At 42.1% G+C, this 23,530-nt stretch carries 20 protein-coding genes; 13 read left to right on the plus strand and 7 right to left on the minus strand.

Annotated features, from left to right (window positions below):
- Positions 1-46: 46 nt before the first annotated feature.
- The 5 genes from QHT84_RS07380 to QHT84_RS07400 all read left to right on the plus strand — a co-directional run bounded on the left by QHT84_RS07380 (position 47) and on the right by QHT84_RS07400 (position 6,048).
- Positions 47-745 (plus strand): ABC transporter ATP-binding protein, encoded by a 699-nt coding sequence (locus QHT84_RS07380; protein WP_283238916.1) that lies wholly within the window; start codon positions 47-49, stop codon positions 743-745.
- A gap of 210 nt (positions 746-955) precedes the next feature.
- Positions 956-1,525 carry a cob(I)yrinic acid a,c-diamide adenosyltransferase gene (locus QHT84_RS07385; protein ID WP_283238917.1) on the plus strand — a complete coding sequence of 190 codons (570 nt, stop codon included), beginning with the start codon at positions 956-958 and terminating at the stop codon, positions 1,523-1,525.
- Between the two features lie 175 nt (positions 1,526-1,700).
- Entirely contained in the window at positions 1,701-1,922 is a 222-nt protein-coding gene (locus tag QHT84_RS07390; RefSeq protein ID WP_002986941.1) for a DUF2795 domain-containing protein, read from the plus strand.
- Between the two features lie 107 nt (positions 1,923-2,029).
- A complete protein-coding gene (secA, locus tag QHT84_RS07395; protein WP_283238918.1) occupies positions 2,030-5,374 on the plus strand; it encodes a preprotein translocase subunit SecA in 3,345 nt (1,114 codons plus the stop codon).
- Between the two features lie 92 nt (positions 5,375-5,466).
- Positions 5,467-6,048: a hypothetical protein gene (locus QHT84_RS07400; protein WP_283238919.1), complete on the plus strand. Its 582-nt coding sequence runs from the start codon at positions 5,467-5,469 to the stop codon at positions 6,046-6,048.
- On the opposite strand, the gene QHT84_RS07405 is transcribed toward QHT84_RS07400, so the two are convergent.
- From QHT84_RS07405 to QHT84_RS07415, 3 genes are all read right to left on the minus strand, one after another.
- Entirely contained in the window at positions 6,043-7,446 is a 1,404-nt protein-coding gene (locus tag QHT84_RS07405; protein ID WP_283238920.1) for an FAD-binding oxidoreductase, read from the minus strand. The genes QHT84_RS07400 and QHT84_RS07405 overlap by 6 nt on opposite strands.
- 173 nt (positions 7,447-7,619) lie before the next feature.
- A complete protein-coding gene (locus QHT84_RS07410; RefSeq protein ID WP_283238921.1) occupies positions 7,620-8,828 on the minus strand; it encodes an MFS transporter in 1,209 nt (402 codons plus the stop codon).
- Positions 8,829-9,740 carry an AEC family transporter gene (locus QHT84_RS07415; protein ID WP_283238922.1) on the minus strand — a complete coding sequence of 304 codons (912 nt, stop codon included), beginning with the start codon at positions 9,738-9,740 and terminating at the stop codon, positions 8,829-8,831.
- 142 nt (positions 9,741-9,882) lie between these two features.
- Here QHT84_RS07415 and meaB point away from each other — a divergent pair, with 142 nt between their 5' ends.
- Positions 9,883-10,968, plus strand: coding sequence for a methylmalonyl Co-A mutase-associated GTPase MeaB (gene meaB / locus QHT84_RS07420; protein ID WP_283238923.1), 1,086 nt, complete (start codon positions 9,883-9,885; stop codon positions 10,966-10,968).
- A 47-nt stretch (positions 10,969-11,015) separates the two neighbouring features.
- Here the strand turns inward: meaB and QHT84_RS07425 are convergent, their stop codons facing one another.
- The 3 genes from QHT84_RS07425 to QHT84_RS07435 are packed head-to-tail and all read right to left on the minus strand — an operon-like array spanning position 11,016 to position 13,550.
- Positions 11,016-11,243 (minus strand): hypothetical protein, encoded by a 228-nt coding sequence (locus tag QHT84_RS07425; protein ID WP_283238924.1) that lies wholly within the window; start codon positions 11,241-11,243, stop codon positions 11,016-11,018.
- Between the two features lie 20 nt (positions 11,244-11,263).
- On the minus strand, positions 11,264-12,640 hold the full coding sequence (locus QHT84_RS07430) for an MATE family efflux transporter (RefSeq protein ID WP_283238925.1): 1,377 nt from the start codon (positions 12,638-12,640) through the stop codon (positions 11,264-11,266).
- 34 nt (positions 12,641-12,674) lie between these two features.
- Positions 12,675-13,550, minus strand: a complete 876-nt coding sequence (locus QHT84_RS07435) for a PPK2 family polyphosphate kinase (RefSeq protein WP_283238926.1) — start codon at positions 13,548-13,550, stop codon at positions 12,675-12,677.
- A gap of 167 nt (positions 13,551-13,717) precedes the next feature.
- On the opposite strand from QHT84_RS07435, the gene QHT84_RS07440 reads away from it, so the two are divergent.
- The 5 genes from QHT84_RS07440 to QHT84_RS07460 all read left to right on the plus strand — a co-directional run bounded on the left by QHT84_RS07440 (position 13,718) and on the right by QHT84_RS07460 (position 19,144).
- A complete protein-coding gene (locus QHT84_RS07440; RefSeq protein WP_283238927.1) occupies positions 13,718-14,548 on the plus strand; it encodes a DUF6929 family protein in 831 nt (276 codons plus the stop codon).
- A 119-nt stretch (positions 14,549-14,667) separates the two neighbouring features.
- Positions 14,668-15,168 (plus strand): RNA polymerase sigma factor, encoded by a 501-nt coding sequence (locus tag QHT84_RS07445; protein WP_283238928.1) that lies wholly within the window; start codon positions 14,668-14,670, stop codon positions 15,166-15,168.
- A 2-nt stretch (positions 15,169-15,170) separates the two neighbouring features.
- Entirely contained in the window at positions 15,171-16,073 is a 903-nt protein-coding gene (locus tag QHT84_RS07450) for a hypothetical protein (protein WP_283238929.1), read from the plus strand.
- A gap of 28 nt (positions 16,074-16,101) precedes the next feature.
- Entirely contained in the window at positions 16,102-18,309 is a 2,208-nt protein-coding gene (locus QHT84_RS07455) for a YfbK domain-containing protein (protein WP_283238930.1), read from the plus strand.
- Positions 18,310-18,433: 124 nt separating this feature from the next.
- Positions 18,434-19,144 (plus strand): SIMPL domain-containing protein, encoded by a 711-nt coding sequence (locus tag QHT84_RS07460; protein ID WP_283238931.1) that lies wholly within the window; start codon positions 18,434-18,436, stop codon positions 19,142-19,144.
- An 86-nt stretch (positions 19,145-19,230) separates the two neighbouring features.
- On the opposite strand, the gene QHT84_RS07465 is transcribed toward QHT84_RS07460, so the two are convergent.
- A complete protein-coding gene (locus tag QHT84_RS07465; RefSeq protein WP_283238932.1) occupies positions 19,231-20,865 on the minus strand; it encodes an ABC-F family ATP-binding cassette domain-containing protein in 1,635 nt (544 codons plus the stop codon).
- A gap of 122 nt (positions 20,866-20,987) precedes the next feature.
- Here QHT84_RS07465 and QHT84_RS07470 point away from each other — a divergent pair, with 122 nt between their 5' ends.
- The gene (locus QHT84_RS07470; RefSeq protein ID WP_283238933.1) at positions 20,988-22,238 is read left to right on the plus strand and encodes an outer membrane beta-barrel protein; all 1,251 of its coding nucleotides are present in this window, start codon (positions 20,988-20,990) and stop codon (positions 22,236-22,238) included.
- Between the two features lie 52 nt (positions 22,239-22,290).
- On the plus strand, positions 22,291-23,514 hold the full coding sequence (locus QHT84_RS07475; protein ID WP_283238934.1) for an MFS transporter: 1,224 nt from the start codon (positions 22,291-22,293) through the stop codon (positions 23,512-23,514).
- The last annotated feature ends 16 nt before the right edge of the window (positions 23,515-23,530 follow it).

A 23,530-nucleotide genomic window follows, 5' to 3' on the forward strand; every position in this document is an offset into this window, starting at 1 on the left:
TTTTATACTTATCTTTCGATTTTAAATTTCAAATCGTCAGTCAACAATGGCCAATCCGCTAATCAAAATAACCCAAATCAAACGCGACTTCCAACTGGGGAGCGAAACCATCAACGTACTCAAAGGCATCGACCTTAACATCAATAAAGGCGAATATGTGGCACTTATGGGACCGTCGGGTTCCGGAAAATCCACCTTAATGAACTTGTTGGGTTGCCTGGACACCCCTACGTCCGGGACGTATATTTTGAACGGCAAGGACGTGTCGCAAATGCACGACGACGACTTGGCCGATATTCGCAACAAAGAAATCGGATTCGTATTCCAAACCTTTAACCTATTGCCGCGAACCACTGCGCTCGATAATGTGGCACTACCCATGATTTACGCAGGGTATGCCAAAGCCGAGCGTCACGAACGGGCCAAAGAAGTGCTCACCCAAGTTAATTTGGCCGACCGTATGGACCATCAACCCAACCAACTTTCCGGGGGTCAACGCCAGCGTGTAGCCATTGCCCGCGCGTTGGTTAACAAACCGTCCATCATTTTAGCCGATGAACCTACCGGAAACCTCGACAGTAAAACTTCGGTCGAAATCATGAATCTTTTTAATGAAATTCACAAAAACGGCAACACCGTGATTTTGGTGACACACGAAGAAGACATTGCCCGATACGCGCATCGTATCATCCGTTTACGCGACGGTCTCATCGAAAGTGACGGTCCGAATCCCGATCATTTATAGGAGCGAACTGCTCGGGCATTATCGGGTGTCCGTATTCCTGCTTTCCGTTTTACTGCGTGCCACTCCACACGAGCGAAGCGACTGCCAAAGGAATCAGGGCTAGTTGGTAATCAATTGGCATGCTTGTCAACTATAAAACCTCAGTATCTCAGTCACTCAGCAACTTTAAAAAAAACTCAGTAACTTAGCCACTCAGAAACTCAGCAACTCATGAAGGTATATACCAAAACCGGCGACACCGGAACCACCGCACTTTTTGGAGGAACACGCGTCCCAAAACACCATATCCGTATCGAAAGCTACGGCACTGTCGATGAACTCAACTCGCACATCGGACTCATTCGCGATCAGGACATCAATCCGTTATACAAAAATGTTTTGATGGAAATCCAAGACCGCTTGTTTACCGTGGGCGCCATTTTGGCTACACCACCCGAAAAGGAAATGCTTAAAAACGGCCAACCGCGACTCAACATCAACCGCATTTCGGAGGAAGACATCACTTTTTTAGAAAGCGAAATCGATCGTATGGACGCCGCTTTACCGCCCATGACACATTTTGTACTGCCCGGCGGTCATACTACCGTGTCATATTGTCACATTGCCCGTTGTGTCTGCCGTCGCGCCGAGCGTTTAGCAGTTCATTTACACGAATTAGAACCTACCGACGAACAGGTGATTACGTACTTAAACCGACTTTCTGACTATCTTTTTGTCTTGGCACGGAAGTTGTCTTTCGACCTGCAAGCGGATGAAGTAAAATGGATTCCCCGAAAATAACTAGTTCGGTGCATTTTGATACGGTAATCCCAAAATCCAAAACCCCGGAATTTGGGGTTTTCTTTTTGGAAAAGCCCGAAAAACAACGTTCTTAAACATACTTAAAAATAAATCAAAAAAAACTTGACTTTTTCAGTATAAAATTTATTTTTGCATAAACTAAAATCGACAGAAGATGTATTGGACATTAGAATTGGCATCCTATTTAAGCGATGCACCTTGGCCAGCTACCAAAGACGAACTTATCGACTATGCTATCCGAACCGGAGCTCCACTGGAAGTGGTAGAGAATCTGCAATCGATAGAAGACGAAGGTGAAATCTACGAATCTATGGAAGAGATTTGGCCCGATTATCCAACAGACGAAGATTACCTTTGGAACGAGGATGAATATTAAGAAAAAATAAACAATCACAACAGAAAAAAGTCCGATTCGGGCTTTTTTTTTGTTTAAATTTGCACTCCTTACGCAGGGGAACATAAAACATATAACACCAACCCATTATGAGTTTCATTAACAGCATTATCAAAGCTTTTGTAGGCGATAAATCGCAAAAAGATGTCAAAGCTGCCCAACCTTATATCAACAAAATAAAAGCGTTAGAACCTGTCTTGGCTGCCCTCTCTCATGATGAGTTACGAGCCAAAACTGCCGAATTCAAAGAAAAAATAAAACAAGCGCGCGCCAAACAAGACGCCGAAATTGAGGCTAAAAAACAGGAAGCGGAAAACACCTCCGACATCGATAAAAGAGAAGACTTGTACAATGCCATCGATACGTTGGAAAAAGAGGCTTATGAAATTTCGGAAAAAGTATTGACCGAAATCCTTCCCGAAGCGTTTGCCGTGGTTAAGGAAACCGCTCGTCGTTTCAAGGAAAACGCCACCATTACCGTAACAGCTACCCCTAAAGACCGCGAGCTATCGGCCACCAAATCCTATATTACGCTCGACGGCGACCAAGCTGTTTGGGCCAACCAATGGAATGCTGCCGGAAAAGAGATTACCTGGGACATGATTCACTATGACGTACAGCTAATTGGTGGTATTGTATTGCACGAAGGCAAAATTGCCGAAATGCAAACCGGTGAAGGAAAAACGTTGGTAGCTACCTTACCGCTATACTTAAACGCTTTAACCGGAAACGGAGTCCACTTGGTAACCGTAAACGATTATTTGGCCAAACGTGACAGTACGTGGAAAGCACCATTATTCGAATTCCACGGCTTAACCGTAGATTGTATCGACAACCATTCGCCCAACTCCGATGCACGAAGAAAAGCCTATGAAGCCGATATCACTTACGGAACCAACAACGAATTCGGTTTCGACTACTTGCGCGACAATATGGCGCACTCTCCGGAAGATCTAGTACAGCGCAAACACAATTATGCCATCGTCGACGAGGTCGATTCGGTACTGATTGACGATGCGCGTACACCGTTGATTATTTCGGGTCCGGTACCCGATGGCGACCGTCACGAATTCAACGAACTCAAACCGAAAATCGAAAACTTATACAACTTACAACGTCAATTGGCTAACGGTTTCTTAACCGAATCCAAGCGTCTATTCAAAGAAGGCAATACCAAAGAAGCCGGTTTTCAATTACTAAGAGCCTACCGCGCCTTACCGAAAAACAAACCGCTTATCAAATTCTTGAGTGAAGAAGGCGTAAAACAATTGCTGCAAAAAACCGAAAACGAATACATGCAAGACAACAACCGCAGAATGCCGGAAGTTGATGAAGCCTTGTATTTTGTAATCGAAGAAAAGAACAATCAGGTAGAATTAACCGATAACGGTATCAAATTCCTATCTAAAGATACGTCTGATGATTTCTTTATCCTTCCCGATATCGGAACCGAAATTGCCAACATCGAAAAGCAAAATTTAGAAAAAGACAAAGAAGCGGAAGCCAAAGAGCATTTGTTTCAAGACTTTGCCGTGAAATCGGAACGAATTCATACGCTTACCCAATTGCTCAAAGCGTATACCTTATTCGAAAAAGATGTGGAATACGTAATCATGGACAACAAAATTTTGATTGTCGATGAGCAAACCGGTCGTATCATGGACGGTCGTCGCTATTCCGACGGATTGCATCAGGCGATTGAAGCAAAAGAAAATGTAAAAATTGAAGCGGCTACACAAACCTTTGCCACCATCACGTTACAGAACTATTTCCGTATGTACAGCAAGTTGGCCGGTATGACCGGTACTGCCGTAACCGAGGCCGGAGAGTTCTGGGAAATTTACAAATTGGATGTGGTGGAAATCCCTACCAACAAAGGGATTGCCAGAAAAGATAAAGAAGATTTAATCTACCGTTCGGTACGTGAAAAATTCAATGCCGTTATCGAAGACGTGACCCAATTGTCGCAATCCGGAAGACCGGTGTTGATTGGTACTACTTCGGTGGAAATCTCCGAATTATTAAGCCGTATGCTTCGCGTACGCAATGTGCCGCACAACGTATTGAACGCCAAATTGCATAAAAAAGAAGCCGAGATTGTGGCCGAAGCCGGTAAACCGGGCGTGGTAACCATTGCTACGAACATGGCCGGTCGTGGTACCGATATCAAATTAACGCCGGAAGTAAAAGCCGCCGGTGGTTTGGCTATCATTGGTACCGAACGCCACGATTCTCGTCGCGTTGACCGTCAGTTGCGCGGTCGCGCCGGTCGTCAGGGTGATCCGGGAAGTTCCCAGTTTTATGTGTCTTTGGAAGACAACCTGATGCGTTTGTTCGGTTCGGAAAGAGTGGCCAAAATCATGGACCGCATGGGCTTGAAAGAAGGTGAAGTGATTCAGCATTCCATGATGACCAAATCCATTGAGCGTGCTCAGAAAAAGGTAGAAGAAAACAACTTTGGTACCCGTAAACGTTTGTTGGAATACGATGATGTGATGAATGCCCAAAGAGAAGTGGTATACAAACGCCGTCGTCACGCCTTGTTTGGAGAGCGATTAAAATTGGATATTGCCAACATGATGTACGATACTTGTGAAGTCATCGTAGGCGATAACAAAGCGCGTAATGATTTCAAAAACTTTGAATTCGAATTGATTCGTTACTTCTCGATTACTTCGCCGGTAACACAAAGCGAGTTTGAAAAAATATCAGAAGTGGAAATCACCGGTAAAATATACAAAGCCGCTATGGCGTATTATACCGAAAAGACCGAGAGAAGTGCTCGCGAAGCTTTCCCGATTATTGCCGATGTATATCAAAAAGAAGGCAACAAGTTCGAACGCATAGTCGTACCGTTTTCTGATGGTATCAAAACCTTAAATGTGGTCACCGATTTGAAAAAAGCCTTTGAAACCAATGGTGCTCAACTGATAGCCGATTTTGAAAAGAATATCACTTTGGCCATAGTCGATGAAGCGTGGAAAAAACATTTGCGCAAAATGGACGAATTGAAACAATCGGTACAGTTGGCTGTACACGAACAAAAAGATCCGTTGTTGATTTACAAATTAGAAGCGTTCAAATTGTTCAGCGCCATGTTGGATGGTGTGAATAAAGAAGTGATTTCGTTCTTGTTTAAAGGCGATTTACCACAGCAAAACCAGAATATTCAAGAAGCGCGTCAGGTGCGTGAAAAACAAAATTACACCGAAAGCAAAGACGAAATCGAAAGCAGTGAAAGTGCTAATCGCGAGGCCGGGCAAACACAACAGCGTCCGCAAGTGACCGAAACCATTGTGAGAGAAACACCCAAAATCAACCGCAATGACAATGTTACGATTAAACACGTGATGAGCGGCAAAACCGAAACCATGAAATACAAAAAAGCCGAAGGTATGTTAGCCACCGGCGAATGGGTTTTGGTGCATGACTAACACAAGAGTTACAATTACAAATCTTTAATTATATAATCCCCGACAGTTACAACTGTTGGGGATTTTTTTTATATTTGAGTAAAGATTTTTCTATGAAACGGAACATCCTATTCCTATGCTTGCTTTTTACAAGCTTAGTCAGTTGTGCTCAAAGTACAGAGTCGCTCAAAAAGGCTATGCAACAACTCTACGAAGCCAACTATCTAATGGATTTTGAGACAATTGCACAACTGTCTTATCCTAAAATGGTAGACCAAATGGGTAAAACTGTTTTTTTGGAGAAAACGGAGCATTTTTATGAAAACGAAACCTACCGTTTGCGGTATCAATTGCAAAGTGTACCGTTTCAATTCGGACCCATAACAAAAATCGGAACCCGTTCGTTTTGCGTAGTTACCGTTCGGATTCCGAAACGCTATTTCTTTGAAGCTCCGTTAACTGCCGAGACAGCGGCTGAAAAAAAAACGTGGCTGCAACAAATCAACCAAACCAAAGACGTCACTTTTGAACCGAACCGAAATAGTTTTAACGTTAAAATGATTGCGACTTTCGTCGCGGTATATGACGAAAACACGGATGGGAATTGGCGTTTTTTCAATTTTGATTTTCCGGGACAACGAACGGCTTTTGAAATCTTGTTTGACCAAAGCATCACAACACAACTCAAACTATAATTCGTCGGGGAAAATTTTACCGGGATTGAGTACATTATTCGGATCGAAAACGCGCTTGATGCTTTCCATCAACTCCAAATGGGTTCGGGTAAAAGCAATGTCCATAAAGTTCTTTTGCACGTAGCCGATACCGTGTTCTCCGGATAACGTTCCTTTGAGTGAAACTGTTAATTCAAAGATTTCACGAATACCCAACGGGACTTGAGTTTTCCAATAATCATCAGACATATCACCTTTGATAATATTTACGTGCAAATTTCCGTCTCCGGCATGACCGTAACACACCGATTGAAAACCGTATTGGGCTCCGATGCGTTTAATCCCGGAGAGCAATTCGGGTAACATATAACGCGGCACTACGGTATCTTCTTCTTTGTACACCGAATTTGATTTTACGGCTTCAGCCACCGAGCGACGCATTTTCCACAACGCATTCTTTTGTTCGTCGCTGTCGGCAAACAGCACCTCATCAATTTCAAATTGCTCCACGACACCCACAATTTTTTCGGCTTCCTGCATCAAAACTTCGGGATAATTCCCATCGACTTCAATCAGCAAATGCGCCTGATGCTCGGGTTTTACCGGTACACTGATGCCTTCCACCAAACGCAACGTCCAATCGATAGCGTCGCGCTCCATAAACTCCAAGGCACTCGGCACTATGCCGGCACGGAAGATGGCCGAAACTGCTTCACAGGCTTCATGCGCTTTGTAAAACGGCACTAACAGGAGTACATTATGACTGTTTTGCGGTAACAATTTAAGTACCGCTTTGGTGATAACGCCCAAGGTGCCTTCACTTCCAACCATTAATTGGGTGAGATTATAACCGGTAGAATTTTTGAGCGTGTTGGCTCCGGTCCAAATGATATCGCCGTTAGGTAATACCACCTCTAAGTTTAAGACATAATCTTTGGTGACGCCGTACTTTAGCGCTCGAGCGCCGCCTGCATTTTCGGCTATGTTTCCGCCAATCCAACAACTGCCCATACTACTCGGGTCAACCGGATAAAACAAACCTTTCTCGGCCACCGCTTCCCGCAATATTTGGGTAATCACGGCCGGCTCCACGGTAACCTGCAAATTGAGTTCGTCGATTTCGATGATTTTGTTAAACCGTTCCATCGATAAACCGATGCCTTCATAAATGCTCAAAGCGCCGCCGCTCAATCCGGTTCGCGCTCCGATCGGCGTGGTAGGAACTTTATAATCGTTGGCGACTTTAAGGATATCAGCCACTTCCTGAGTGTTGGCCGGTTTTACTACCACCTGAGGCGGAAAAACATAATCTTCGGTTTCGTCGTGACCGTAATGACGCCGCGTGGCCTCATCGGTAAAAATATGAGTCTCACCTACTATGGCGGTAAGTTTATGCAGTATTTCGGGTGATAATGACATGGTAATGGTATTGAGAGGTAAATGTAACGAATACCGGAATAAAAGACAAATACTCCCCAAGTTTCCAACTAGCCCTGATGCCGGCATTGTTGGAGCTCTTGCTTTTTTCTAAAAAGCAAAGCGACTGACGGCAGCAGGAATACGGATGGCTGAAACGCCCAAGCGAATGGCTCCTAACGCTTTTTTAAATTCGGCAAAAAGTAGCAAATAATTCCAATTAACGGCAAATACGAACACACGTGATACACGTATTGAATGGAAGTGGCATCGGCCAATTTACCCAGTAAAGCCGATCCCAAAGCCCCCATACCGAAGGCAAAACCGTAGAACAAGCCCGAGACCATACCCAATTTTTTGGGCAACAATTCCTGGGCATACACCAAAATGGCGGGGAACGCCGAGGAGATGATGATGCCGATGATAATCATGAGCACATCGGTCCAAAACAAATTGACATACGGCAGCAGCAAGGCGAACGGAGCCGCCCCGAAAACCGAGAGCCAAATAACGTATTTACGCCCTATTTTATCCCCCAACGGACCGCCGAGTATGGTTCCGACCGCATAAGCAATAAGGTAAATAAACATGTGAAACTGCGCCTCTTTGATGGAAAGATGAAACTTATCCATCACGTAAAAGGTGTAGTAAGTAGACAAACTCGCCGAGTAGAAAAACTTAGAGAAAATAACGAGTAACAAGATGGCGATGGCCCATTTGACTTTGCTTTTGGTGAGTCGTTGGAAATCGGCAAAGACCACTTTTTTCTGCTGGCGGTAAATTAAATGGTCGCGGTACCAAAAGGCAATTTTACTGATGATGCCCAAACCAATGGTAGCCGCAATCACAAACCAAAGAATATAGACCTGACGGTGTGGCACTACGATTAAAGCCACCAACAACGGACCCAATGCGGTTCCGAAATTGCCTCCGACTTGAAAGATGGATTGTGCCAACCCACGGCGTCCGCCCGAGGCCATATTGGAGATTCGCGCCGACTCGGGGTGAAAAATAGACGAACCCGTGCCGATGAGCATCACCGAAAGAAGAATCCAATAGAAATTATCGGCAAAGGCGATGGATACAATTCCCGCCAAGGAAAACAGCATGCCGTAAATTTGGGAAAACGGTTTGGGATATTTATCGGTATAGTAGCCTACAAAAGGCTGAAAGATTGAAGCGGTTAATTGAAACGCAAACGTGATGATGCCGATTTGGGAGAACGATAAGTTATAGTTCTGCTTTAAGATAGGATATACCGATGGGATAATCGCCTGAATCAAATCGTTGAGCAAGTGCGCAAAACTGATGGAAAACAAAATGGAATAGACCGTTTTTTGCGCCAATTCCTTGTTTTTAGCGGAAATGTTTACAATACTGTCCATTTAAAAATGCGTTAAAATGTAATACCAAAAGGCCAATGACAGAAAGGATAGCGGAATACCGATACCTACCATCATACTGCTGAGTTTGGGTTTTAATCCGTAATTCGAGGCTAAGATTGCTCCGGTAATCATGGGCGCCATCGCCGACTCCATGATAGCCACATCAACCGCTACGCCTTGGCCACCCAACATAATACGGTACAACAAAAAGAACAAAGCCGGTGTGAGGATGAGTTTGAAGAACAAGCCCAAACGCAAAAACTTCCAGTGTTGGCTTTCTTTGTCGATTTTAAGTTGCAACCCTACCGCTACTAAGGCCACAGGGGTTACGGTGGCGCCCAGTTTTTGGAAAACCGTTTGGAGGTGATTGTTAAAATCAAACCGCAGCAGGTTCATGGCGCAAGCCAATACGAAAGCAATGAACGGTGGGAATAAAATGATTTTTTTGATGATTTCGTTGCGACTCGGTTCGCCTTTAGAAAAGATTCCGGCCGTGATAATACCCAAAGTTGCCATAACCACAAACGAACCCGGCTGGTCGACCATGATGGCGGTTTTTAAGCCTTCTTCGCCGTAGAGCGCCTGAATAATGGGAAACCCGACAAACGACGTATTTCCTAAACCGGCAGTAATGACCAAACAACCGATGAGGCGGTTAGGCCAACCCATTTTTTTGCCGAGCGTATAGAAAAAAAGAAACGAAAACAAAAAACCAATCCAAGCCACTCCGATAGGATACAACAAATCGGTAGACACGGTCACTTTAGGAATATAATACAACGCCAAGGCCGGTAAGGCGATGTAGATGACAAATTGGTTTAAGGCTAAATGTCCGTTTTTAGGAAAGGTGGCCACTTTTTGCATCCCTAATCCCATAATCAAACACACAAATACAAGGAGAATGTTATCCATTCGAAGTCGAAAATTATTTTGCAAAGGAACGGCAAAAAAACCGAAAACAAGCATATTCAAAGTGAAAGGTTTCTTAAAAAATGAGGTGTTCTGGTTTTGGACGAGCCATTAATTTAGTACCTTTACCCAAACGATTTTTACTTTGAGCTCACAGTCACCTCAAAAAAGTGCTTTACACGAAAAAGACGGCGTTCCGCAGCCCGAAAGTATTAGCCAGGCTTCTTTGGCTAAGGTAGTGCGTAGCCGAAAAGTACAACCCGATGCCTCCACGTTAATCAGCGGTATTTTGAAGGGTGACATCACGGCATTGAGTCGTGCCATTACCTTAGTGGAAAGCACAAATCCGGTGCACTTGGAGAAAGCCAACACCGTCATTTCCGCCTGTTTGCCACACGCCAATCGCTCGGTTCGTATTGGGATTACCGGAGTTCCCGGGGTGGGAAAAAGTACGTTTATCGAGGCGATGGGGAAATACCTGACCGGTTTGGATAAGAAAGTCGCCGTTTTGGCTGTTGATCCGAGTAGTACCCTGTCGCACGGTAGTATATTGGGCGATAAAACCCGTATGGAAGAATTGGTCAAAGACCCCAATGCCTACATCCGTCCGAGTGCTTCGGGCGAAACACTGGGTGGCGTGGCGCGAAAAACACGGGAAACGATTATACTTTGTGAAGCGGCCGGGTTTGACACCATTATTATCGAAACCGTAGGGGTCGGACAAAGCGAAACCGCCGTTCACAGTATGGTTGATTTCTTTTTATTATTAAAAATTGCCGGAGCCGGTGATGAATTGCAAGGGATAAAACGCGGCATTATGGAAATGGCCGATGCCATTGTGATTAACAAAGCCGATGGTGATAATGTGGCCAAAGCCAAATTGGCGAAAACCGAATTCAACAGAGCGTTGCATTTGTTTCCGGCTAAAAGTTCGGGTTGGATTCCGAAAGTCACCACCTGCAGTGCTTATGAAAAAACGGGGATTGATGCGGTTTGGCAACTGATTTCCGAGTATGTAGCGCTGGTGAAAAGCAACCATTATTTTGAAGAAAAACGAAAAACACAAAACCAATACTGGATGATGGAAACCATTGAAGCCCATCTGAAACAGCACTTTTACCATCATCCGGAAATTAAGACCCTATTGGAGCAGAACAAAAAAGCCGTGCAAAATGATGAAATCTCACCTTTTGCCGCGGCTATGAATTTGTTGGACAGGTATTTTAAATAAGAGCCGTTTCAACTGAATACTGCCAACTGATCACTGAACACTGAAAACTACTCCTCGTAGGCTTCCATTTCTTTGTCGTAGAACTCTCCGGCCAAAGTGATTAAATGCTCCATTTCGCTTTCCAATTCGGTTTGGTCTTCGTCTTCCACATCTTCCAAAAACTCCACTTCATCGTCTTTTAAATTGATGATGAAACGAGGAAAATCGAGGTGAATAACAAAAATATCATCCGGAAAATCGGAGTTATCGGCCAATACAAATTTTGGTAATTCCATGTTGAATTATTAATTATAAGTTATAAGTTTTGCCTTATCAACTTCTTAGTTAAATAATGAAAGCGAAGATACAAAAATAAAGCCGCCGCAGTTAATCCGGCTAACAATCCAATCCAAACGCCAACCGCTTTTAAATCGGTTTGCAGCCCCAAATAAATAGACACCGGAAACCCAATAAGCCAATAGGCTACAAAAGTGATGTACATCGGAATCTTTACATCTTGCAAACCGCGCAACGCACCGAGAACCACGACTTGAATCCCGTCTGAAATTTGGAAAAAGGCCGCTACTATTAACAATTGTGCCGATATAGCAATCACTTCTTGGTTTTCCAATAAGGTGGCGGTTTGCTCCATATTGACAAAAATATAAGGCAAAACCTTGTGAAAGGCTATAAACAATAAAGCAAAAACGATTTCTAAAATAACCGTCAATAAAAATATAGACAAACCAACCGTTCGCAACATTGGATAATCTTGTTTTCCTTTTTGGTTACCAACCCTAATCATGCCCGTGACACTCAATCCCATAGCAAACATAAACGTCAACGAAGCCAAACTCAACGCAATTTGATTGGCGGCCTGACTCGTAGTGCCAATCATCCCGCACAACCATATCGCACCCGTAAACAAAGCGACTTCAAAAAACATCTGCATCGAAGACGGCAAGCCCAAACGGATGATTTTAAGATTGATTTCTTTTTGGATCTCTTTAATCGTAAAGCCTTCAAAATAGTAGTGAAACTTGGTTTTGCTTTGCATAATGTAATGCATAAAAACCAACATGATGATACGAGATGCAATCGTTCCGATAGCCGCGCCAATGATGCCTAACTCCGGAAAAATCCAAATCCCGTAAATAAAAAAGTAGTTGATAATTACGTTAGCCACATTGCCAATAATCGTTGCCCACATAGAGTACTTTGTTTGGCTCATCCCGTCGGCAAACTGCTTGTATGCTTGAAACATAATTAATGGTACCAACGAAAAACCTACAATATCTAAATACGGTTTAGCCAGTTTAACTACTGCTTCCGGTTGGCCCATATAAGACAAAAGTGGTTTCGAAAAAAAGATAACACCAAACAAGAACAAGCCCAATATAGTACACAAATACAACCCGTGATGGAATGCCAAACGACCCTCTTCCCTGTTGTCTTTCCCATGAGCTTCAGCAACCAATGGCGTAATGGCGGTTGAAAATCCAATGCCCAACGACATCGCAATAAAAACAAAACTATTGCCCAAAGAAACCGCCGCTAATTCGGTCGGGCCAATCTTGCCCACCATGATATTATCAACAATACCTACCAAAGTATGACCAATCATCCCTAAAATGACAGGATAAGCCAATTGTAAGTTGTAACGAAATTCTTTGGTGTATTGGGCTAAGTTCACTTTGCTTTTTTTGAGTGGGCAAAGATAACACGTTTTATCCTTTCAATTGCGCGCGATAGACGTCAATATTCGCTTTTACTTTCGAATCCAACTCGGGTTCCGTAATATCGGTGAGCGATTCCAATTTTTCCCAAATGGTTTGTGCCACGATGTAGCGTGCCACACCTTTATCATCGGCCGGAACCACGTACCAAGGCGCATAATCGGTATTGGTGTTGTTGATGGCTTCTTCGTAATAGCGCATATAATCGTCCCAACGCTCGCGTTCTTTTAAATCGCCGGTCGAAAATTTCCAATTGTCTTCCGGATTTTCCAAGCGTTTTAACAAGCGAAGTCGTTGTTCTTCTTTGCTCATGTGAAAATAAAACTTCAAAATCGTCGTACCGTTCTGCGCAATGTGCTTTTCGAAATTAGTAATTTGCTCCATTCTATTGACCCAAAACTCAGGCGTAATGTCTTCCACTTTTTCAATACCGGGCAAATTTTCGAATAAAATGTATTCCGGATGCACGCGTGTTACCAACACGTTTTCATAATGCGTTCGGTTGAATACCGCAAACTTTCCTTTTTCGGGCAACGCCAAATAATGACGCCACAAATAATCGTGCTCCAACTCGGTCGAATTAGGCGTTTTAAAACTGTGAATCACCACGCCACGCGGATTGAACTCTTTAAAGACTTCGCGAATCAAACTGTCTTTTCCGCTGGTATCCATGCCTTGCAAACAAACCAAAAACGCATGCCGATTGTGCGCATACATGGCATCTTGCTTCTTACTCAACTTCATTTGAACTTTATCCAACGCCAACGCTTCTTCGTCTTTGTCGGTATCAATGTCTAATCGGGTGGGGATTTTCGACAAATCGATTGTGCCTTTTACTCTAAAATCTTCGGGGGTGATGTTTTTCATACCTTCAATGTTTATATTTGTAAATATAACTATTTAGGAGCTGGTTCCCGCTTTACACTCTATCTTTTGCTATCGCAAAAGGATGCCGTTGCAATCGGGGCTAGTGATTCGTTTTGCTTACTAAAAAAACCTGACAGCCACGGGCTGTCCTCCTTTTAATTTCAAATATGGAAAAATTTCAACTTACCCTATTATTCAAAATCATTGGTATTGGTTCGGCTTCCGGATTGGTATATCACGAAGACAAATTATACCTTATCTCGGACAACAGCACTTTTTTATACGAATACCATATTCCGACTGAAAAACTCCACAAAATCGCTTTGGTCGAGAACGCACAAGACAACATCGCCAAAAAAGAAAAACCCGATTTTGAAGCCATAGCGTTAAAAGGAAATGATTTATTGTTATTGGGCTCGGGTTCTACCCAAAACCGAAATCGCCTGTTCAAATACCATTTGACTTCCCAAAAGATTCAGGAGCGGGATTTTGAAAAAATGTATGAAAAAATCAAAAGCCAACTCCATATTTCAGCCGACGAACTCAATATTGAAGGGTTGATTGTAACGGCCGAAACCATTTATTTCTTCCAACGCGGCAACGGAACCAACGGCAAAAACGGTATCATCTATGCCAAGGACGATGCCGAGAATCAAAAGTTTGAATTTGTACCGTTCGACTTACCCAAAATCAAAAACATCCCCGCCACTTTCACCGATGCGGTTTTGGTCAACGACACTATTTATTTCTTAGCTTCCGCCGAAGATACGACCTCAACCTATCTCGACGGCGAAGTGTTAGGCAGTATCATCGGCACCATCGATATAAAAACCATGAAACTCACCGGTTCGGTTCAAATCAGCGATACAAACAAATTCGAAGGATTAACACTTTACAAACAGTCGGCCAATGAAATTGAGTTTTTACTCTGCGAAGACACAGATTCGGAGGTTTTGGAATCTAATATCTATCTTTTAAAGCTGGCTACTAATCACTGATTACTGAAGACTGCCAACTTTTTTTCCGCCTCGTCCCAACCTTTTTTGCAAAACAATACTCTTTACCTATAAAGACATCCATAGTGATAAACGAAACACTCATAGCAGCCTGTAAAAAAATGCAACGCGAAGCACAGCGGGAAGTGTACAATTATATGTCGCCCAAACTGTATCGCACGTGCAAACGGTATTTAAAAAAGGAAGAAGACATTGAAGAAGTATTGGCCGATGCTTTTTACACCATCTTCACCAAACTCGACCAATTAAAGGAAATCGGCTCTTTCGAAGCCTGGGCACGAAAAATTACGGTCAACCAATGTTTGCTGCAATTAAAACGCAATGTGAATTTTAATTTGTATTTAGAGGAAACGGCTTTTAGCATCCAACCGCAAAGCGCACAAGAAACGCCATTGGAAGAAGAAGACTTACTCAAATTACTCCATTTAATTCCCGAAGGCTGTAAAACCATTTTTAATTTGTTTGTCATTGAAGGATACGGTCACAAAGAAATTGCCGTTATGCTCAACATTTCGGAAGGTACTTCGAAATCGCAATTGAATGTTGCCAAAACCAAGTTGAAAGATTTAGTCAACAGTCTTTATTACCAAAAAGCTAAGTAGTCATGGAAAATCAAGATATTTTTAACCAATTCAAAAAAGTCGCCGACAACGCCGAGTCGCCCGAGTTCGCCTCGATGGAGAAAGTTTGGCAACGCGTAGAAACCAAACTCGACCAAACCGCGCTGAAGCAAAAAACGGTACTTTGGAAAAAATGGGCCGTTGCGGCCTCGGTTTTATTGGGATTATCCATTGGATACCAATTTTCACAATCGGATAACGCTTCCATCCCATCCCAAGAAACCATTACCCTGAAAGACAGTATTTCGTCACCAGTGAAAGATAGACCAAATGATGCGGTAGTTTCGGCCGTAAATGACAAGCCTTCCCTAAAACCCGAAGCCGACCAACTTTTGGAGCGTCGCATTGCATCGGGAGAAAATCAAGTCGCCTTGGAAGAGAACAATACCTACGACAGTTATCAACAAGCTGACTCGATAGCGCATGATGTAAGTCCGGCAGCGGCAGCAATGCAAGGATACAGCCAAACACAAATCAACGAAACCGTTGCGAAAAAAAGCAGTCCCAAGGCGAAAAACATGGAAATGTTTTTTAACAATACACAAGAAACGCAAGACAACAGCACCCGTAAAGAAGAAGCGTTAATCGTATATGACGACTTGGTCAAAAACAAGCAAAGCCTGAAGAGCGTTGACCCTGATGAAGTTGAATCCATCGTCGTTTTAAAAGAGCCGCTATACATCATCAATGGTGTTGAATACACCGAACAGGAAGTCTTCGGACCCAATCCTACCAGTCCCTACAGTCCGCTGAAAGAACAACAAATCGAATCGGTTACCGTATTGCAAGATGAAAAAGCCATCGAAAAATACGGCGAAAAAGGCAAAAAAGGAGTCGTTATCATTACCACCAAAAACGGAAAACCGGCCGCCAAGAAAGGCAAATAAATCAGTTTAACTTTTAAAAATTACAGTCATGAAAAATCTCAAAAACTTTTCATTAGGCATTGCTATGCTTATTGGTTACCTCAGTTTCGGGCAAAATACAACTGCCAACCAACAACCTGTACTCAAAACCATCACGGGTATCGTGACCGACAATTCGGGGTTACCCTTACCGGGCGCCAATGTTTTGGTAAAGAAAACCAATCGGGCCACTCAAACCGATTTCAACGGAAAATATTCTATAAATGCCAAAAAAGGCGAAATCTTAGTATTTCAGTTTATCGGAATGAAAACCACGGAAATAAAAATTGGAGATTCCGCTGTAATTAATGTTAAAATGAAGGATGATGCCGTCCAATTAGAATCGGTTGTAGTTATGGGATATGCATCTGAGGATTATGATGGTTACCGCACATCCGAAAGAAAATCGACCTCTAAAAATAAAACCGTCGAAAACCGATCAAATACCACTTTCACCCAAACACTTCAAGGTCAAGTAGCCGGCTTATCTATTACTCAAGGTGCCGGAAGTCCGGGCAGTACACAAGTGGTGATTCGTGGTAATGCCTCTCTTTCCAAGGCGACTCAGCCTTTGTATGTTGTGGATGGCGTTCCGGTAAAAGAAGAAGATTTCAAAAAAATCAAAACCGATGAGATTAGTAGCGTAAACATCCTGAAAGACACTTCGGCAGCAGCTCTTTACGGCAACAGGGCTTCCGACGGTGTTGTGATTGTACAAACCAAAAATGGTATACCCCAAAAATTAACGGAAAAAGAACTTAAGAAAAAAATAAAGGAGATTGACAAAACCACGACACCGATCGCGATAGAACCCGATAATGAAGATTACGACAGTTTTGTGGAAAATGCTTTCGAGAGTCCGAAAACTGCGCCACTTTCTACCTTTTCGATTGATGTTGACAATGCCTCGTATACCAATGTGCGTCGCTTTATCAACAACGGACAAAAAGTACCGAAAGATGCCGTTCGTGTAGAAGAAATGGTAAACTTTTTCAAATACCAATATCCTCAGCCTACCGGAGCGCATCCGTTTTCGATTAACACCGAATACAGCGACTGTCCGTGGAATAAAGTAAATAAACTAGTTCGCATCGGGTTGCAAGGAAAAGATATTCCAACCGATGATTTACCAAAATCGAATTTGGTTTTCCTGATTGATGTTTCCGGTTCTATGGGGAGCCAAAACAAATTGCCTTTGGTCATCGAATCACTCAAAGTATTGGTGGCGCAACTGCGCCATGACGATAAAATAGCGATAGTGGTATACGCCGGTGCGGCCGGATTAGTGTTGCCTCCTACTGCCGGCAGTGAAAAACAAACCATCATCGATGCGTTAAGCCGATTACAATCGGGCGGCAGTACTGCGGGTGGCGCCGGCATTCAATTGGCGTATAATACCGCGGAGGAAAATTTCATTAAAGGCGGCAATAACCGTGTTATTTTAGCTACCGACGGTGATTTTAATGTAGGTGCTTCTTCAGATGCCGACATGCAAACCTTGATTGAAGAAAAAAGGCAGTCGGGTGTATTCTTGACCTGCTTGGGTTATGGAATGGGCAATTACAAAGACAGTAAATTAGAAACGTTGGCCAATAAAGGCAACGGAAATTATGCCTATATCGATAACATCCAGGAAGCCAATCGCTTTTTGGGGAAAGAATTCAAAGGCTCGATGTTTGCCATTGCCAAAGATGTCAAAATCCAAATCGAATTCAATCCGGCGCATGTCAGAGCCTACCGATTGATTGGCTACGAAAACCGAAAATTGCGTCCCGAAGATTTTAAAAACGATGCTATTGATGCCGGTGAATTGGGCAGCGGTCATACCGTAACCGCTTTGTACGAGATTATTCCGGCTAACACTAAAAGTGACTTTTTCACTGAAATTGATGAATTAAAATACGCCAAAACAGAACCGAGTAAAACCCAATTCAACGATGAATTGGCCACCATCAAATTCCGTTACAAAAAACCCGATGGTGCCAAAAGTATCGAAATGGTGGAAGTCATTGCCAACAAAGCTTCTGCCTTAAACGAGGCTTCTTCCGGATTCAAATTCAGTGCTGCCGTAGCTTGGTTCGGTTTGAAATTAAGAGATTCCAAACTGATTGAAGACAAGTCGACTTCTACCATCAAAAAACTGGCCCAAGAAGGTTTGGCCTATGACGGAGACGGTTACAAAGCCGAATTCATCCGATTAGTAGAAGCTGTACAATAAAAAGTAGATTGGTGTTTTTTGGGAGTGAAGAAACCCTGTCGGATGCACACCGGCAGGGTTTTGATTCCAACACATACTAATTTCAATAAAATTACGTTTACTCTATAACCCTCAATTGAAAACCATGAAAAAAATCATTGTCCTAATTTCTGTCTTAAGTGTTTTTTTGACCTACAGTCAGGAAAAAAACTTTATTGACAAACCGTATTTGGAAGTGAATGGCAAAGCCGACACTTTGGTAACACCCAATCGCATTTACATCGATGTTTTGATTTCGGAAAAAGATACGAAAGGCAAAAAATCGGTAGAGGAATTAGAAAGTGACATGCTGACCAAACTCAAATCATTAGGCATCAACACCGAGCAAAATGTAACGATGCAAGACATGATGAGCAGCTACAAAAAGTTTTTTCTGAAGCAAACCGACATCCAAAAAGCCAAATCGTATTCCATTTTAGTGTATGACGCTAAATCGACTGCCAAAGTGTTTATCGGCTTGGAAGAAGTGGGCATTTCCAACGTACGCATCGACAAATTGGAACATTCGGAAGAAGCCAAACTCCAATTGCTCATGAATACCAAAGCGATGGAAAATGCTAAAGCGAATGCTTTGAGTTTTACAAAACCTTTAGGACAAAATATTGGAAAGGCTTTATATATTGGAAATGTAAATAATATTGTAAGTCAACTTTCGGGTTCAGCTGCCGGAATTATGATACGTGGAGCTTCCACAATAAAAAAATATGATATGCAAGCTCAAGATTACAATACGAATATCGAATTTGAAAAAATATCTATTTCAAGTCAAATTGGTGTTCGCTTTGCCTTAGACTAACAAATTGTGGTTATTTGTTCATGCGAAAAACCGCCAAGTTCTCAGAACTCAGCGGTTTTTTTTGTCTTAATACTGAAATCTTAATACTACTTCTCAATCTCTTTCAAACTCTCCATTTTCTTGTGTGCCAAGAACCCTTTAATGTCTTCAAAATGCTCTTTCACGCGTTTGTTGCCGAATTCGAATACTTTTTCGGCCAAACCGTCTAAGAAATCTCGGTCGTGCGACACCAAAATTAAGGTTCCGTCAAATTCTTTCAACGCTTCTTTAATAATGTCTTTGGTCTTCATATCTAAGTGGTTGGAAGGCTCATCCAGAATCAACAAGTTCACCGGTTCCAACAACAATTTAATCATCGCCAAACGCGTTTTCTCGCCACCCGAAAGTACTTTCACTTTCTTTTGAATATCATCGCCATGAAACATAAAAGCACCCAAGATGTTTTTGATTTGGGTGCGAATTTCACCCACAGCAATCGCATCGATGGTTTCAAAAATAGTCGCATTTTCGTCTAACAACGCAGCCTGATTTTGGGCGAAATACCCAATTTGACAATTGTGTCCAATCTCTACCGAACCGCCGTTGATTTCGATTTCTTTCATAATCGCCTTAATCATGGTCGATTTCCCTTCGCCGTTTTTCCCGACAAAGGCTACTTTTTGTCCGCGCTCAATGACTAAATTGGCGTCTTTAAAAATGAGTTTGTCGCCGTAGGATTTCTCCAAATCGCGCACGATTACGGGGTATTGCCCGGAGCGTACCGATGGTGGAAATTTTAACTTTAAAGCCGAATTATCCACTTCATCGACCTCAACCAACACTAATTTTTCCAACATGCGTACGCGCGATTGTACTTGTTCGGTTTTCGAAAAAGTCCCGCGAAAACGCTCGATAAACGCTTGGTTCTCGGCGATGAATTTTTGCTGCTCTTCGTAGGCTTTTTGTTGGTGAATACGTCGGTCTTTGCGCAATTCCAAATAATGCGAATACTTAGCTTTGTAATCGTAAATGCGACCCATGGTGACTTCAATCGTACGATTGGTAATGTTATCGACAAAGGCGCGGTCGTGGGAAATCACCATCACCGCTTTCGCCTGATTGATGAGGAAATCCTCCAACCACTGAATACTGTCCATATCCAAGTGATTCGTCGGCTCATCCAACAAAATCAAATCGGGTTGTTTTAACAGAATCTTAGCCAACTCGATACGCATGCGCCAACCCCCGGAAAACTCGGAAGTTGGACGTTGAAAGTCGTCTCTTTCAAAGCCTAATCCTTTCAGTACTTTTTCCACTTCGGCTTCATAATTGACTTCTTCAATCGAATAGTATTTCTCGCTTAACTCCGAAACACGCTCAATCAATTTCATGTACTCGTCGCTTTCGTAATCGGTGCGAATGGTTAACTGTTCGTTGATTTCATCGATTTCCGCTTTCATTTTGAAGACTTCCGCAAAGGCTTTTGAAGCTTCATCCATCACCGTACAATTATCATCCATCAACAAATGCTGTGGCAAGTAGGCGATAACCGCTTCTTTAGGCGCCGAAATAGAACCTCGGGTAGGTTTGTTTTGTCCGGCGACTATTTTGAGTAAAGTCGATTTTCCGGCGCCGTTTTTTCCCATCAAGGCAATTTTATCGGTTTCATTGATGGCGAAAGTCACGTCGCTAAAAAGTGTAGTGCCGCCAAATTCAACGGCTATATCATTAATGGTAATCATCTTGGATTTTTTGAAGCGGCAAAGATAGGGTAAAATAAGCATCGTCGATTGAAAAAATAAAAAATCGATTACTTATCTTTTTTTTTAAGAATTTTACTATTTTTGAGGCATATACATTTTTTATGAAATTCTTTTTACAACTCACATTATTATTTTTTGGTACAACCATCTATTCACAAATTAAATTCGAAGCAGGTTATTTTGTTACGAACTCAAATGAAAGGGTTGATTGTATGATACGAAACAGCGATTGGAAAGATAATCCTGTTGAAATTGAATATAAAAACAACTCCAATGACGAGCTTATCAAAAAGGCTAATATTCAGAACATTAAGGAGTTTGCCATACTTAACGGTAATAAGTATATCCGTTGTGATGTTAAGATTGAGAAAAGTCAAAACAATCCGAACCATTTGGGTAGAAACAAGAATCCGATTTGGTTTGAAGAGACCATTTTTTTAAAACAAATTGTAGAGGGTACTGCCAATCTTTACTCTTACACTCAACAAAATTTGATTAAATATTTTTACAGCACTCCAAGCACTGCTGTTGAACAGTTGGTATTTATAAAATACATTATCAATGACAGTGAAGTTAATAATGTTCGTTATAACAATTATTTTAGACAACAATTGTTTAATAACGTTAAGTGTGGAGATATGAATGATTCAGATTTTGAAAAGATTGACTACACACGAGACGACCTCAAAAAGCATTTTTTGAAATACAATAGTTGCAACGGAAATCAACTTGTTGTTAAAAATTCTAATGAGAAACGTGGAATTTGGAATTTAAGATTAACATTAGCAGCCAATACCGTTTCTCTTTCTTTTGAGGATCCCAATCCCGTTTATAATGTCAGCACTGATTTTGGCTCAAAAATAGCTCTTGGATTTGGTGTGGAAGGAGAATACATTTTGCCTTTTAAAAAAAATAAATGGAGTGTATTTGTCAATCCTAATTATCAACTGTATAAATCCGAAAAGACATTTACCAAAAATAATGGTTTAATAGGCGGCGCTAATGCAGACATTGAGCATAACGCCATTGTAGATTATGCAAATCTTGAATTTCCAATAGGATTTCGTCATTATTTCTTTTTAAATAAAAACACCAAACTATTTCTCAATGCCGGATATTCCTTCAACATATCAAGAAGTACGGAATTATCTTTTGAAAGTATCCCTACCGGTAAAGAAAACTATGATATAAAATCAAGCGGCAATTTCTTAGTGGGTTTCGGATGTAATTTTAAAGACAGATTTAGTCTTGAATTGCGTTTAAATACGAGCAGAACATTGATGGGAAGTTATGTATATTGGGATTCAAGTTACCGAAGTGTAGGGTTAAATCTTGGCTACAAGATTTTATAGTATTTATTTTTTTGGGGATACCCTAAATTAACCGTATACCGTTTCTATTGCTATGCCTTTATTTAATTACAGTTTCCTGAGCAAGATGTTGCCGAAAGCCAAGATTAAAAAAGGATTCCGAAAGGCCAAGAAATCCTATTTGAATCGGGTTCGGTTAGCAACCTCTCTGTTTTTCTTCGGAATGGGATTTTGTTTTTCCACTTGGGCGAGTCGTATTCCCGATATCAAATCGGCTTTACAATTGAGTGAAGCTGCGTTGGGAACCATGCTCTTTGCGTTACCGATTGGGCAGTTGTTAGCCATGCCTTTTTCAGGTAACATTGTAACGCGCTACGGCAGCCGTACTATTTCCATCTTAGGGTTATTTCTGTATGCGCTTTGCTTGACATTTTTGGGATTGGCGACAGCAAGTTGGCAGCTGGCCGTAGGGTTACTCCTGTTTGGTTTCTTTGGCAATTTCTGTAATATCGCGGTAAATACGCAAGGCGTTTACACTCAACAGTTATTCGACAAACCCATTATTGGCTCCTTTCATGGTTCGTGGAGTTTGGCCGGATTTTGCGGGGCTTTAACCGGTTTACTCATGTTGGCCTTTGAATTGAGTCCGTTTCAACATTTCTCTGTTGCTTTTGGCTTTGTCATTGTTATTCTGCTGACCAATTATAAGTTTATGATTAAGGTAAAATCGAAGCCAACAGCAGAAAAATCAACCTATTCGTTTTGGAAAAATCCCGATAAAACCTTGTTGTGGCTCGGTGTTGTTTGTTTTTGCGGTATGGCCAGCGAAGGGATTATGTTTGATTGGAGTGGTGTGTATTTCAAAGAGGTCATTCAAGCTCCGGGAGCTCTGGTGGTGCTTGGCTACACTACCTTTATGATTAGTATGGCTTCAGGTCGATTTTTGAGTGATCTTTTAGTCGCACGATATGGTTCCAAGAAAGTATTGATTGTAAGCGGCATAGTTATTTCTTTGGGTTTGTATATGGCGGTTTTATTGCCCTTCATGATTCCGTGCACCATCGCTTTTATGTTGGTAGGATTTGGCGTTTCGAATGTGGTGCCGATTATTTTTAATGTGGCCGGAAATACGAAAAATGTGCCAACCGGTATTGCGTTGACTATAGTAACCAGTATCAGTTTCCTGGGTTTTTTAATCGGACCGCCATTGATTGGTTATATTGCCGAACTCACCAATTTGAAGTACTCGTTTGCGCTTATTGGGCTGTTTGGACTTTTGATTTCGCTGTTGGTGAGCCGATTAAAAATCTTTAACTGATTTGGTTTATAACCCA

The organism is Flavobacterium sedimenticola (genome assembly GCF_030053345.1).
GTDB classification, from domain to species: Bacteria; Bacteroidota; Bacteroidia; order Flavobacteriales; family Flavobacteriaceae; genus Flavobacterium; species Flavobacterium sedimenticola.

What these genes read in the sequence shown, in the direction of transcription:
- QHT84_RS07380 (WP_283238916.1), top strand. Translation starts at nt 47, where the DNA reads ATGGCCAATCCGCTAATCAAAATAACCCAAATCAAACGCGACTTCCAA.
- QHT84_RS07465 (WP_283238932.1), bottom strand. Translation starts at nt 20,865, where the DNA reads ATGATTACCATTAATGATATAGCCGTTGAATTTGGCGGCACTACACTT.
- QHT84_RS07455 (WP_283238930.1), top strand. Translation starts at nt 16,102, where the DNA reads ATGAAAAATCTCAAAAACTTTTCATTAGGCATTGCTATGCTTATTGGT.
- QHT84_RS07415 (WP_283238922.1), bottom strand. Translation starts at nt 9,740, where the DNA reads ATGGATAACATTCTCCTTGTATTTGTGTGTTTGATTATGGGATTAGGG.
- secA (WP_283238918.1), top strand. Translation starts at nt 2,030, where the DNA reads ATGAGTTTCATTAACAGCATTATCAAAGCTTTTGTAGGCGATAAATCG.
- QHT84_RS07400 (WP_283238919.1), top strand. Translation starts at nt 5,467, where the DNA reads ATGAAACGGAACATCCTATTCCTATGCTTGCTTTTTACAAGCTTAGTC.
- QHT84_RS07440 (WP_283238927.1), top strand. Translation starts at nt 13,718, where the DNA reads ATGGAAAAATTTCAACTTACCCTATTATTCAAAATCATTGGTATTGGT.
- QHT84_RS07405 (WP_283238920.1), bottom strand. Translation starts at nt 7,446, where the DNA reads ATGTCATTATCACCCGAAATACTGCATAAACTTACCGCCATAGTAGGT.
- QHT84_RS07425 (WP_283238924.1), bottom strand. Translation starts at nt 11,243, where the DNA reads ATGGAATTACCAAAATTTGTATTGGCCGATAACTCCGATTTTCCGGAT.
- QHT84_RS07435 (WP_283238926.1), bottom strand. Translation starts at nt 13,550, where the DNA reads ATGAAAAACATCACCCCCGAAGATTTTAGAGTAAAAGGCACAATCGAT.
- QHT84_RS07450 (WP_283238929.1), top strand. Translation starts at nt 15,171, where the DNA reads ATGGAAAATCAAGATATTTTTAACCAATTCAAAAAAGTCGCCGACAAC.
- QHT84_RS07445 (WP_283238928.1), top strand. Translation starts at nt 14,668, where the DNA reads ATGCAACGCGAAGCACAGCGGGAAGTGTACAATTATATGTCGCCCAAA.
- QHT84_RS07470 (WP_283238933.1), top strand. Translation starts at nt 20,988, where the DNA reads ATGAAATTCTTTTTACAACTCACATTATTATTTTTTGGTACAACCATC.
- QHT84_RS07390 (WP_002986941.1), top strand. Translation starts at nt 1,701, where the DNA reads ATGTATTGGACATTAGAATTGGCATCCTATTTAAGCGATGCACCTTGG.
- QHT84_RS07475 (WP_283238934.1), top strand. Translation starts at nt 22,291, where the DNA reads ATGCCTTTATTTAATTACAGTTTCCTGAGCAAGATGTTGCCGAAAGCC.
- QHT84_RS07460 (WP_283238931.1), top strand. Translation starts at nt 18,434, where the DNA reads ATGAAAAAAATCATTGTCCTAATTTCTGTCTTAAGTGTTTTTTTGACC.
- QHT84_RS07385 (WP_283238917.1), top strand. Translation starts at nt 956, where the DNA reads ATGAAGGTATATACCAAAACCGGCGACACCGGAACCACCGCACTTTTT.
- QHT84_RS07410 (WP_283238921.1), bottom strand. Translation starts at nt 8,828, where the DNA reads ATGGACAGTATTGTAAACATTTCCGCTAAAAACAAGGAATTGGCGCAA.